Raw genomic sequence first — 13,042 nt, forward strand, 5'->3', positions numbered from 1 at the left:
CTCACACGGGGACAACTACATGACAGACATGCCGGTGGCGCGGCCGCCGCGCTCCTGGGAGCTGCAGACCGCCGTCGTTCTGGCGGCGATCGCCGTCGCCGCCCTGGTCGCCATCGTTCTCTCGCTCAGCGACCTGGCGATTCTGGCTTTCGTCCGGTCGAGCGGGGCGTCCGGTATGACACCGTTCGTCGCCTGGATCGTGGAGCACATCGATCTCATCAACGGACTGTCCTTGTTCGCGGTGATCGCCTACACCGGCGGCTGGGTGTTCTGGCGCCGGCGCACCCGCGCGATGCTCGCCAGGATCGGTGACGTCGACGGAAAGGCGATCACCCACTGGGCGGTGGTGGCCTGCTACCTGGCGATTGGCGTGGCCTTTCTGCTGCGGCTGAACGGCGCCGGGCAAGACGGGAGCGTGACGTCGAAAATTACGTTCGACGCGGTGCAGGAGGCCGTCCGCGCGGTCGGCATCTCGCTTCTGCTGCTGGGCGTCTGGCAGATCCGCACCCAGGTCCGGGCGGCGGTGGTCGAGGCCGGTGTCCTGCTTCGCCGTACCAATGTGCCGAAGTTCGCCGCTGTCACGGCGGCTCCGCTGGCCGCGGCGGTCCCGTCGGACTTGCGGGCCGCCGACGACGGTTTCTGGGCCGAGGTGTCCGAACTGGCCGCGAGCACCGGTGCCGACCTGCCGCTGCTGGAGGCCACCGGGCCGCTGGCCCATCGCTGGCACCTGGTCGGGAAGTCCGGTGAGGTGGGTGCGGTGCGTGCGGATATCCCGTCGGGCGCGGTCGTCACGGTCTTCGCCGACCCGCCCGCGGAGGGCTTCACCCCGCCGGAGGCCGCCAAATATCACAGCTTCCTGGAGACCTCGGCGGGCGACCTGCAGTATCAGTCGGTCACCGACAAGCGGGTGCCGGCCTTCCTGGCTCGCACGCGGGGTGCGCGTCGCTGGGCCTTGTATCCGGCGGAGGCATCCGGGGAGCTGCGCGCGGTTACGCTCTAGGCGTAACCGGCGTTTCCTGGCCGGACCGGCGGCTCAGGCCGGCCTGCCCGACCGGCGGGCCGGCCCGGAACGTCGCCGGGGAGCGGCCGGCCCACCCGGGCCGGCCGTCCTCCTCGGGACTTTTCGAAAATCCCGTACCGGATGGATCAAACGCCGAGGCGCTCCAGGATCAGCTCACGGACGGTCTTGGCGTCGGCCTGGCCTCGCGTGGTCTTCATGACCGCGCCGACCAGCGCACCCGCCGCCGCCACCTTGCCGTCGCGGATCTTCGCGGCGACGTCCGGGTTGGCCGCGATCGCCTCGTCCACCGCCGCCGTCAGGGCGCCCGTGTCGGAGACGACCTCCAGGCCGCGGGCCGTCATGACCTCGGCCGGATCGCCCTCGCCGGCCACCACGCCCTCGAGGACCTGGCGGGCCAGCTTGTCGTTGAGCTTGCCGTCGTCGACCAGCTTCTGCAGCGCGGCCACCTGCGCCGGCGTGGCGCCGACCTCGGACAGGTCGACCGCCAGCTCGTTGGCGCGGCGGGCCAGCTCACCCATCCACCACTTGCGGGCGCCCGCCGGGGACGCGCCCGCGGCGATCGTCTCCTCGATGAGCTCGAGGGCGCCGGCGTTGGCCACCGACTGCATGTCGGTCGCGCTGATGCCCCACGCCTCGGCGAGCCGGGCACGCTTGCTGCTCGGCCGCTCCGGCAGGGCGGCCCGCAGCTCCTCGACCCACGCCGGGTCGGGCGCGATCGGCACCAGGTCGGGCTCGGGGAAGTAGCGGTAGTCGGTCGCCTCCTCCTTCGAGCGGCCGGGGCTGGTGTTGCCGCGGTCCTCGTGGAAGTGGCGGGTCTCCTGGATGATGCGGCCGCCCTCGTCGAGCACCGACGACTGCCGGATGATCTCGGAGCGGACCGCGCGCTCGACCGAGCGCAGCGAGTTCACGTTCTTCGTCTCGGTGCGGGTGCCCCACTCGGCGCCGGGCAGGTTGAGTGACGTGTTCACGTCGCAGCGCAGCGAACCCTGCTCCATGCGCACGTCCGAGACGCCGAGCGAGCGGACGATGTCGCGGAGCTCGGTCACGTACGCCCGGGCGATCTCGGGGGCCAGCGCGCCGAGGCCGGGGACCGGCTTGGTGACGATCTCGACCAGCGGGATGCCGGCGCGGTTGTAGTCGACCAACGACTCGGTGGCGCCCTGGATGCGGCCGGTCGCGCCGCCGACGTGCAGCGACTTGCCGGTGTCCTCCTCCAGGTGCACCCGCTCGATGCCGATGCGGTAGGTCGTGCCGTCGAGCTCGACGTCGACGTAGCCGTCGGTGCAGAGCGGCTCGTCGTACTGCGAGGTCTGGAAGTTCTTCGGCATGTCCGGGTAGAAGTAGTTCTTCCGGGCCATCCGGCACCAGGAGGCGATGTCGCAGTTCAGCGCGAGGCCGATCCGGATGGTCGCCTCGATGGCCGCCCGGTTGGCAACCGGGATCGCCCCGGGCAGACCGAGACAGACCGGACAGACCTGTGTGTTCGGCTCGGCACCGAACTCGGTGCGGCAGCCGCAGAACATCTTCGTCCTCGTGCCGAGCTCGACGTGCGTCTCCAGGCCGATGACCGGCTCGAAGCGGGCGATCGCATCCTCGTACGAGGGCAGCGCGGTGGTGGTCATGCGATGAGCTCCCAGAGACGGACGACGGGTGGCTAAACGACTTCCAGATTAGTGGGCGGCGCCGACAGAATTTTCGGTACCCACAGGCCCGCCCCGGTTATCCACAGGGGGCGGCGCGGCGCAAGATCAATTAGGTACCGTGCCCGCCATGCACCGCACACCCCTCATCGCCGCGGCTCTGGCCGTGGCGGTTCTCGTGGCCGGCTGTACCGACAAGACGGCCACCAGCTCCACCGCGTCGGCGGCGCCATCGACCGCGCCGGCGACGCCCGCGATCGACTTTTCGGCCTGGACAAAGGGTACGTCCGAGCCGGTCGCCGACGCTCTTTACCCGAAGCACGGCAACCCCGCGCTCGACGTCCTGCACTACGACCTGAAGCTGTCCTGGGCGCCGTCCAGCAAGACGCTGACCGGCCTGGCCACGCTGCAGATCCGCCCGACGGCCGACGCGTCGCAGATAAATCTCGATTTCAAGCCCTACGCGCTGGACAAGGTCACGGTCGACGACGAACCGGCCGCTGACGCGAAGGTCACAGCGGAGAAGCTGATCGTGCCGGTTCCGGTCACGAAGGACAAACCGGTCACGCTTGCCGTCGCGTACCACGGAAAGCCGGCCACCTCGCCGTTCCCCACGCACCGCGGCGACGCCGAGCCGCTCGGCCTGACCATCACGAAAGAGGGCGGCCTCTGGACGATGCAGGAGCCGTGGGGCGCCTACACGTGGTATCCGGCGAACGACCAGCCCTCGGACAAGGCGTTATACGACGTCGCGGTCACGGTGCCGGACGGCTGGTCCGGGATCGCCGCCGGCACTCCGGTCGGCCAGCAGGGCAACACCTTCACCTATCAGAGCAAGGAACCGATGGCGGCGTATCTGCAGACGCTCGCCGTCGGCAAATACAAGAAGATCACCGCCAAGGGTCCGCACGGTATTCCACTGACTTACTGGTATCGCCCGGGCACCGACGACAAATTGGTGCCGTCGCTGAAGAAATCGCCGACATTCCTGACCTTCCTGGAGAAGAAGTTCGGGCCGTACCCGTTCCCGACCGGCGGCATCGTGGTCGTCGACTCGGAATCCGGCATGGAGACGCAGCAAATGATCACGATCGGCGGCAAACTCAAGAAGTTCGACGCCGCCGGATTCGAGGAGGATCTTCTCCACGAGTACGCGCATCAGTGGTTCGGCGACGCGGTGACCCCGACGACCTGGACCGACCTGTGGCTCAACGAGGGCTGGGCCGACTACACGCAGTTCCTCTGGGAGCAGCAGGTCTACAAATTCGACGACAAGACGCTCGAGGACTTCCTGCGTAAGTCCGACGCCGAGCTGCGCAAGAAGCTCGGCCCGCCCGGCCATCCGAAGGCCGCGAACTTCGCCGAGAGCAACGTCTACGTGTGCCCCGCCGCCATGCTCAAGGAGCTGAACGACGCGCTCGGCGACGCCAAGTTCTTCGCCCTGGCCAAGGCGTGGGTGCAGACGCAGAAGGGGACTCAGCAGGACCGGAAGTCGTTCATCGCGTTCGTGAACAAGCAGACCGGAAAGGACTTCGCCAAGCTGATCAACACCTGGCTCGACTCGGCGAGCACGCCGAAATGAGCTAAGGGGCCGGCGACGAGTGCCGGCCCCTTACTCACCGGATCAGAGTGCGGGCGGCGTGAGGGTCCCCACCACGGACTCGAGCGCCGCGGCCACCCGGTACATCCGGTCGTCGGCCATGGTCGGCGCCATCACCTGGAAGCCGACCGGGAGGCCGTCGGCCAGCCCGCACGGCACCGAGATGCCCGGCCCGCCGTACAGGTTGGTCGGGATCGTGAACAGGTCGGCCAGGTACATCTGGTACGGGTCGGAGGTGCGCGACCCGAACGGGAACGCCACGAACGGGGTGGTCGGCGAGACCAGCACGTCAACCCGCTCGAACGCGGACTGGAAGTCGCGCGTGATCAGCGTGCGCACCTTCTGCGCCTGCCCGTAGTACGCGTCGTAGTAGCCACTCGACAAGGCGTACGTGCCGAGGATGATCCGGCGCTTGACCTCGGGACCGAAGCCGGCCTCACGGGTCAGCGACATGACCTCCTCGAGCGACCGGTTGCCGTCGTCGCCGACGCGCAGCCCGTAGCGGACGCCGTCGAAACGGGCCAGGTTGGACGACGCCTCGCTGGGGGCGATCAGGTAGTAGGCGGGCAGCGCGTACTCGAAGTGCGGGCAGGACACCTCGACCACCTCGGCGCCCAGCTTGACCAGTTTGTCCAGCGAGTCGCGGAAGGCGGCCAGCACGCCCGGCTCGGACCCGTCGCCGGCGAACTCCTTCACCAGGCCCAGCTTGACCCCGGTCAGGTCACCGGAGGCACCGAGGCGGGCGGCGCCCACCACGTCCGGCACCGGCTGCGGGATCGAGGTGGAGTCGCGCACGTCGTGCCCGGCGATCACCGAGTGCAGCAGGGCCGCGTCCTCGACCGTGCGGGTGACCGGGCCCGGCGTGTCGAGCGACGACGAGAAGGCGATCAGGCCATATCGCGATGTGCCGCCATAAGTCGGTTTTGCGCCCACGGTGCCGGTCACCGCGCCCGGCTGCCGGATCGAGCCGCCGGTGTCGGTGCCGATCGCGAGCGGGGCCTCATAAGCCGCGACGGCCGCCGCGCTGCCACCGCCCGAGCCGCCCGGGATGCGCTCCAGGTCCCACGGGTTCTTCGTCGCGCCGTACGCCGAATATTCGGTGGAGGAGCCCATCGCGAACTCGTCCATGTTGGTCTTGCCGATCATCACGGTGCCGGCGTCGCGCAGCCGTTCCACGATCGTCGCGTCGTACGGCGGCTTCCAGCCCTCGAGAATCTTCGAGCCGGCCGTCGTCGGCACACCCTTGGTGGTGATCACGTCCTTGATCGCGACCGGCACCCCGGCCAGCGGACCGGTCACCTCGCCGCGATCCACCCGCTCCGCCGCCTGGAGGGCGCCATCGCGGTCGACGTGCAGAAACGCGTGCACCCGCTCGTCCACCGCGGCGATCCGGTCGAGATGCGCGGTGGTCACCTCGACCGCCGACACCTCGCGGCTCTTGATCTTGCCGGCGAGCTCCGCCGCCGACATCCGCGTCAGGTCGTCCGTCACAGCCTCAGTCCTCCTCGTCCAGGATGCGCGGCACCCGGAAACGTCCCTCGAACGCGTCGGGCGCCCCGGAGAGCGCCTCCTCCTGCGTCAGGCACGGCGTCGGAACGTCGTCGCGGTAAACATTTGTCAGCGGCACGGCATGCGACGTCGGCGGAATGTCATCGGCCGCCACCTCGCCGACCCGGGCGACCGCCTGAAGGATCACGTCGAGCTGCCCGGCGAACCGATCCAGTTCCTGCTCGGTCACGGCGAGCCGCGACAGGCGCGCGAGATGCGCGACCTCTTCCCGCGAAATAGTCATGCTCCTACTTTCAAAGGCGCGTCGCTGACCTGGCGAGTCTATTTCGCGCGTTCCCGGCCGGCTTCCGGGACCCCGCAAGATCAAACTTCAAAAGCCGATGTCGCAGCGGGGTGCGTGGTACAGACCGCAACTCCCGTCGAGGGCCGCGGCGCCCCGAGCTGGCCGCTGGCGCGCCCAAACCACTCGGCCCACCACGGCGACGTGCGTGCGTGGTTGCGCCCAAGGCCCGAAAACCCGCGCCTCCCGTCCCGTCGCAGCACGCACCGCACCGCCTGAGCACGCACCGCACGGCCTGAGCACGCACCGCACGGCCTGAGCACGCACCGCACCGCCTGAGCACGCACCGCACCGCCTGAGCACGCACCGCACCGCCTGAGCACGCACCGCACCGCCTGAGCACGCACCGCACCGCCTGAGCACGCACCGCACCGCCTGAGCACGCACCGCACCGTCCGGCCCGAGCGCACGTGCCGCCCCGTTCGAGAGAGCCCACATGCCGCCCCGTTCGAGAGAGCGCACCTCCATCCACCCGCATTCCCGCTGCGCCCGATTTATAGGCATCAAAACGGCTTTTAAGACATTCCGACGGGGCGTAACGGTCGGTACCGGGCGAGCCAATCGTCGAGATCGGCGGCTGGCATCGGGCGGGCGTGGAACCACCCCTGCGCCGCGTGGCAGCCGGCCGCGGCCAGCAGACGCCACGTGCGCTCGTCCTCGACTCCTTCGGCGACCGCGCGCAGCCCCAGCGCCTCGGCCAGGTCGATCACCGAACGCACGATCGCGGCGTCCCCCCGGTCACTGGCCATACCCAAAACGAACGAACGATCGATTTTCACCTCGGACAGCGGCAGCCGGCGCAGATGCTGCAGCGACGAATACCCGGTGCCGAAGTCGTCCAGCGAGATCGCGATCCCCATCCGATCCAGCCGCGTGATCGTCTTCAGCACCCGGTGCGGATCAGCCATCAGCGCGCTCTCGGTGATCTCCAGCTGCAGCAGGTCGGCCGGGACGGCGTACGAGCGCAACAGCTCGTCAATCCGCTCGGCGATGTCACCGGAGTGCAGATCGCGCACGCTGACATTGACCGACGCGCGCAGGCGGCGTCCCGCATCGCGCCACCGCGCCACCTGCACCGTCACGTCGTGCAGCACCCGCTCGGTGAGCAGCCGCATGGCCGGGGTGGGCTCGGCGACCCGGATCAGCTCCTCCGGCCCGATCATCCCCCGCTCCGGATGCTGCCACCGCAGCAGCGCCTCCACACCGACCACCTCACCGGTAGCGATGGCGATCTGCGGCTGATAAAACAGCATGATCCCGTCATCGGGCGCCCCCTCGCGGAGGGCGCGGCGCAGGTCACCGAGCAGTGCGAGCCGGTCCGGGGAGTGGTGCGCGGCGTCCGGCCCGTAGACGGCGATCTGGTCCCCGCGCTGCTTCGCGTCATACATGGCCGCCTCGGCTTCACGCAGCATCGCCTCGTCGTCCCGCTCTCCCCTGCGCCAGCCGCCGTCCCGGCGGCCGCCGTCTCTGCGCTCGCCGTCTCTGCGCTCGCCGTCTCTGCGGCCGCCGCTTCCGCGCCCGCCGTTTGCGCGCCCGTCGCTTCCGCGGCCTTGGTTCTTGCGATCGCCAACTTGGCGGTCATCGTCCTGGCGGTCATCGACCAGGCGGCCGTGGTCGCAATCATCGTCGTCGTTGTCGTCGTAGCGGTCATCGTGTCCGCAGTCGCGCAGTGCGATGCCGATCGAGGCGGTCATGTCGATCGGGACGCCGTCCAGCGCGAACGGCCGATTGAGCGCCTCGACCAAGTGGTGCGCGAGACGACGCGCCCCCGGCGCACCGTCGACCCGCGTGGCGAGCACCGCGAATTCGTCGCCGCCGAGGCGTACCACCAGGTCGTGAGCGGGCACGACGTCGGCGAGCCGGCGCGCCACCTCGACCAGCAGCCGGTCGCCGACGGTGTGGCCGAGGGCGTCGTTGATCGTCCGGAACCGGTCGAGATCAAGCAGCAGCAGCGCGAGCTGCCCGCGCTCCTGCAGAGAGGCCGCGAGCGCCCGCCGGTTGGGCAGCCCGGTGAGGGCATCAACCCGCTCGGCCCGCTCCGACTCCCCCGACGACCGAACCATCCGGTGCACCGCGTGCAGCGCGAGCAGCACCAGCGGCACAAACGCGAGCCCGACCTGCGCGGTGGCCAGCACGACGGGCCCGAGCAACAGCAACGCCGCCGTAGCCAGAACCTCCACCCCACGCCGCCGCTTACGCCGAGCCGGCGGGGAGAGCAGCCGCGCCACCACCGCGGCCAGCCCGTACCGGGCAAGAATCCACGCACTCGCCGCCGCAACGGTCAGCAGCGCGTCGTCCCAGCCCGGCTTGGCCCCGATGTGCAACGAGAAGATCCCGGCCACCCCCGCGGCCGCCGCGAGCGCCACCGCATGCTGCACCGCCAGGTGAACCACCCGCCGCACCGGCTGCCGAAGCCGCATCCCCGCCACGGTCACCGCCAGCGTCTGCACCGCCAGCGCCGCCCCGAACCCCCACGCCAGATCAATCGCAAACGTAAAGCAGATAGACGGCAGCACCACAGAACTAGCCCGCCGATTGGCCACCACATAGGGCCGCGCATCCACCACAACGGCAAGAACCCCCATGAGCCAGTACGCCGCGGGCAGCCCCCCAAACCCGTCGCGGTCCAAGGCCCAGAGCCCTAAGTCAACAAGCCCCGCAACGGCCGCGACCACGACAAGCCCCCGCCGCCGACCCCCACTCAGCCGCCGCTTCCCGCTCTCCGCACCGAACCCCACGCCACGATCCCGCAGTCCCCGCCACCCCATACCGCCCGGCCCCAGATCCCGCCATCCCGCACCGCCAGCCCCGAGATCCCGCCACCCCGCACCACCGGTCCCGAGATCTCGCCACCCCGCGCCACCGGCCCCGACACCCCGCGAGCCCGCACCACCGGCCCCGAGACCCCGCCAGCCCTCGCCACCGGCCCCGACACCTCGCCAGCCCTCGTCGCCAGCGTCGAGATCCCGCCGGCCCGCACCACCAGCGCCGAGATCCCGCCAGCCCACGTCGCCCGGCCCCCGATCTCGCCAGCCCGCGTTGCCGAACCGCGGTTCGCCCCCGACTTCCCCGCCCCAAGCCGACTCGTACGCCCAGCCCTGGTCCTTCGCGCGGCTGCTCCAGCCGCGTTCCACCACCGGCTCACCGACCCGGTCGCCCGCGCCCCGCGCTTCACCGGAGAGCCCGCCGTCATCGCTCGGCTCCCACTCGCGCCCGCGGTCGGATCGACGATCGCCGACGGCGGAGTGTCGCGGGCGTGCGGCGTCCATGCGACCTCCACGATGGCGTCGATCATCCGATCGTCTTCACGATAGATCCGCATGCCCCTTTCGCCGCGAAACGGCTTCGGCGTTATCAAATCGGCATAAGCCTCCAAACGCTCAATCTACGAAAATTACCCCTCATGGGTGACACCGCAAGCAGCCCAACCCGCCACCGCCACGCGACGAGACAAGACTCCAAGAGCCGCAAGGCGACCCCAATTAGCCAGCTCGGGCACATGTCCCCACACCCCAGCTCAGCGGTAAACACTCTTAACGAGCGGGAATGGATGAGCATCCCGCCCCTTCAGCATCGGCACCCGGATTCCACGTCGCCCTCGTCGCGCCCGTCTCGCTTGTTGCCCGTCGCGCCCGCAACACCCGTCGCGTCCGCAACACCCGCCATGCGCGCAACACCCGTCGCGCCCGCAATGCCCGTCGCGCCCGCAATGCCCGCAACACCCGCCAAGCCCGCATTGCGCGTCGCGCCCGCGATGCCCGTCGCGCCCGCAACGCCCGCCCCGGCCGTCATGCCAGTCGTGCCGGCGATACCCGTCGTGCCGGTCGTGCCCGCTGCCTGCCCCTGCTGCGATGTCCGGCTATGCCCGACAAAGAGCCTCTTTCCAGCATGCGACGCGACGGTCGGTGACGCTTGCCCTGCTCACGTGTGGCGACTGTCTCGCTATCCGAACGAATCTGTCCACATCGTGGACGACAGTCCGAACAGGACGGTAGATTCGTCCGTTAAACAGCTTTGTGACCACGGTTTTCTCGCTGATTCGGAGACCTTGGAGAGTTACGCCCATATACAAGCCATAACTCTCCAAGGTCTCGAAACTCCGGCCAAGCAACCCGGAATCGAGGGATTCTAATGTGGTCAAGGACGACATAGTGGCGCTTGACCATAAGTGAGCCCGCGGTCTGCAACCGCGCGTACTGCGGCGGGTCACCCTCTATCCGGAAATATCGGATATATCGAGAACATGCAGCGCGGCACGCGGTAGCCAACACCGTGAGGAACCGGCAGGGGTGGCGTGCGCGGCTACGCCACCCGGGTCGGCGCAGGATGATCGACCGTAGCCGCCACGGCGGAGAACCGCGGGGGACCAAGCCCTGCGGCCACACCACAAAGAGGCGCACGATGGCTGGCGGCAGCGACCGCGCTGGAGAACCACGCACGAGACCAGGCGCGCTATGCCACACGACACGAATCGGTGCAGGAATGCTGGCGGCGGCTCTCACGGTGGAGAACCCACAGGAGCGAGGCGTGTGGTGCGGATCTCCGAGGTCGGGGACCGTCCACATTGCGACTGGCCGCGCCGAGATGGCAAAGCGCCCGGCCGGCGCAGCCGCAACGGATCGCCGCAGGGCGCTGAGCGGGCCTCGACGCCGGCACTGAGCGGGGCGGGCGGCTACTCGTCCGGGGTGACCTCGGCCACCGCGCGGGCCGCCTCGGGGCCGTCGGCCAGCAGGACGGTGAAGGCCTCCTCGTTCAGGACCGGGACCTTTAACGTCAGGGCCTTGTCGTACTTGCTGCCCGGGTTGTCGCCGACCACCACGAAGCCCGTCTTCTTCGAGACCGAGCCGCTCACCTTGCCGCCGCGCAGCATGATGGCCTCGGAGGCCTGGTCGCGGGAGTAGCTCGACAGCGTGCCGGTGACCACGACCGTGACGCCCTCCAGCGTGCGTGGGCCCGCGTCGACCTGTTCGTCGGCCATGCGGACGCCGGCGGCGCGCCACTTGCGGACGATCTCGCGGTGCCAGTCGACGGCGAACCACTCGCGCAGGCTCTCGGCGATGATCGGGCCGACGCCCTCGACGGCGGAGAGCGGGTCGGCCGCCTTCTGCTTCTTCTCCTCCGGAGGCGGCGGGAGCTGGGACGTGCGCTCGACTATCTCCTCGATCGCCTCCATCGAGCCGAACTCGCGGGCCAGCGCCTGCGCCGCCGTCGGGCCGACGTGCCGGATGGACAGGCCGACCAGCACCCGGGCCAACGGGCGCTCCTTGGCCGCGGCCATGCTCTCCAGCATCTTCGCCGCGTTGCTGCCGAGGCCGCCGTCCTGATTGACGAAGAACGGCACCCGCAGCAGGTCGTCGGCGGTCAGCGAGAAGAAGTCGCCCTCGTCGAAGATGACCTCGGACTCGAGCAGGCCGCGGGCCGCCTTCTCGCCGAGCACCTCGATGTCGAAGACGTTGCGACTGCCCACGTAGCTCAGTCGCTCGCGGCGCTGCGCGGGACAGAACTGGTGGTTCGGGCAGCGGATGTCGATGTCGCTTTCCTTGGCGGGGGCGAGCGGGGTGTCGCACGAGGGGCAATGGGTCGGCATCTCGAACGGTCGCGCGTCGGCCGGCCGCAGCTCGATCACCGGGCCGAGCACCTCGGGGATCACGTCGCCGGCCTTGCGCAGCACGATCGTGTCGCCGATCCACACACCCTTGCGCTCGACCTCGCGCGCGTTGTGCAGCGTGGCCAGCCCGACCGTGGACCCGGCCACCTTCACCGGCTCGAGCACCGCGAACGGGGTCACCCGCCCGGTGCGGCCGACGTTGACCTCGATGCCGAGCAGCTTGGTGTTGACCTCCTCGGGCGGGTACTTGAACGCGATCGCCCAGCGCGGCGCCCGGCTCGTGGAACCGAGCCGGCCCTGGATCGCGAGCGAGTCGACCTTGACCACCACGCCGTCGATCTCGTGCTCGACGTCGTGGCGGTGCTTGCCGTAATAGTCGATGTAGTCGCGGACGCCGTCCATCCCGTCGACGACCTTCCACCGGCTGCTCGTCGGCAGACCCCAGGACTTCAGGGCCTCGTACGCGTGGGACTGTGACGTCTGGTCGAACCCCTTCCGCGCGCCGATGCCGTGCACCACCATGCGCAGGCCGCGGGTCGCGGTGATCCGCGGATCCTTCTGGCGCAGGCTGCCGGCGGCCGAGTTGCGGGGATTCGCATACGGTGTCTTGCCCTGCTCGACCAGCGACGCGTTGAGGTCGGCGAACGCCGCGGACGGCAGATAGACCTCGCCGCGCACCTCGAGCAGCTCGGGCGGGTTGTCGTCGTCCAAGCGTTCCGGGATTTCCCGGATCGTGCGCACGTTGGGCGTCACGTCCTCACCGGTGCGCCCGTCGCCCCGGGTCGCGCCGCGGACGAGCCGGCCGTTCTCGTACGTCAGGTTGATCGCCAGGCCGTCGACCTTGAGCTCGCAGATGAACTCGACCGGGCCGCCCGCGTCCCGCACCGTGCGCTCGGCCCAGGCGTCGAGCTGGTCGGCGTTGAACACGTTGTCGAGCGAGAGCATCCGCTCGGCGTGCACCACCTCGGCGAACTGCGACGAGAACGTGCCGCCGACGTTCTGCGTGGGCGAGTCGGGGGTGCGCAGCGCCGGATATTTCGCCTCCAGCGCCTCCAGCTCGCGCAGCAACGTGTCGAACTCGGCATCGGTGACGATCGGCGCGTCCAGCACGTAATAGCGGTACTGATGGTTGCGCACCTCGTCGGCGAGCTCGGCGTGGCGTGTGCTGGCCTCGGGCGTCGGGTCGGCGCCGGCCGCGGCGATCTGCTCGGGCGTGGGACCCTCGGCGAGCTGATCGGCCACGCCGGGCTCGGACTGCTTCTTCGACACCGCGACCTCCATCTGCACGTTCTTAAGGAGGACGGTAGCCGCCACCTACGACATT

General features: G+C 69.7%; 7 protein-coding genes. 2 read left to right on the forward strand and 5 right to left on the reverse strand.

Annotated features, from left to right (window positions below):
• The first annotated feature begins 19 nt into the window (after positions 1 to 19).
• Positions 20 to 1,000, forward strand: a complete 981-nt coding sequence (locus HH310_RS15905; protein ID WP_169176309.1) for a hypothetical protein — start codon at positions 20 to 22, stop codon at positions 998 to 1,000.
• A gap of 146 nt (positions 1,001 to 1,146) precedes the next feature.
• Here the strand turns inward: HH310_RS15905 and gatB are convergent, their stop codons facing one another.
• Positions 1,147 to 2,643, reverse strand: coding sequence for an Asp-tRNA(Asn)/Glu-tRNA(Gln) amidotransferase subunit GatB (gatB, locus tag HH310_RS15910; protein WP_169176310.1), 1,497 nt, complete (start codon positions 2,641 to 2,643; stop codon positions 1,147 to 1,149).
• A 148-nt stretch (positions 2,644 to 2,791) separates the two neighbouring features.
• On the opposite strand from gatB, the gene HH310_RS15915 reads away from it, so the two are divergent.
• On the forward strand, positions 2,792 to 4,243 hold the full coding sequence (locus HH310_RS15915) for a M1 family metallopeptidase (RefSeq protein ID WP_169176311.1): 1,452 nt from the start codon (positions 2,792 to 2,794) through the stop codon (positions 4,241 to 4,243).
• 42 nt (positions 4,244 to 4,285) lie between these two features.
• On the opposite strand, the gene gatA is transcribed toward HH310_RS15915, so the two are convergent.
• The 4 genes from gatA to ligA all read right to left on the reverse strand — a co-directional run bounded on the left by gatA (position 4,286) and on the right by ligA (position 12,999).
• Positions 4,286 to 5,731, reverse strand: a complete 1,446-nt coding sequence (gene gatA / locus HH310_RS15920; RefSeq protein ID WP_169176352.1) for an Asp-tRNA(Asn)/Glu-tRNA(Gln) amidotransferase subunit GatA — start codon at positions 5,729 to 5,731, stop codon at positions 4,286 to 4,288.
• A gap of 25 nt (positions 5,732 to 5,756) precedes the next feature.
• Entirely contained in the window at positions 5,757 to 6,053 is a 297-nt protein-coding gene (gene gatC / locus HH310_RS15925) for an Asp-tRNA(Asn)/Glu-tRNA(Gln) amidotransferase subunit GatC (RefSeq protein WP_169176312.1), read from the reverse strand.
• Positions 6,054 to 6,625: 572 nt separating this feature from the next.
• Complete coding sequence (locus HH310_RS43850) at positions 6,626 to 9,379, reverse strand: bifunctional diguanylate cyclase/phosphodiesterase (protein WP_248294047.1); 2,754 nt, start codon at positions 9,377 to 9,379, stop codon at positions 6,626 to 6,628.
• A 1,403-nt stretch (positions 9,380 to 10,782) separates the two neighbouring features.
• A complete protein-coding gene (gene ligA, locus HH310_RS15940) occupies positions 10,783 to 12,999 on the reverse strand; it encodes an NAD-dependent DNA ligase LigA (RefSeq protein WP_169176353.1) in 2,217 nt (738 codons plus the stop codon).
• Positions 13,000 to 13,042: the final 43 nt, after the last annotated feature.

It is taken from the genome of Actinoplanes sp. TBRC 11911, assembly GCF_012933445.1.
GTDB lineage: Bacteria > Actinomycetota > Actinomycetes > Mycobacteriales > Micromonosporaceae > Actinoplanes.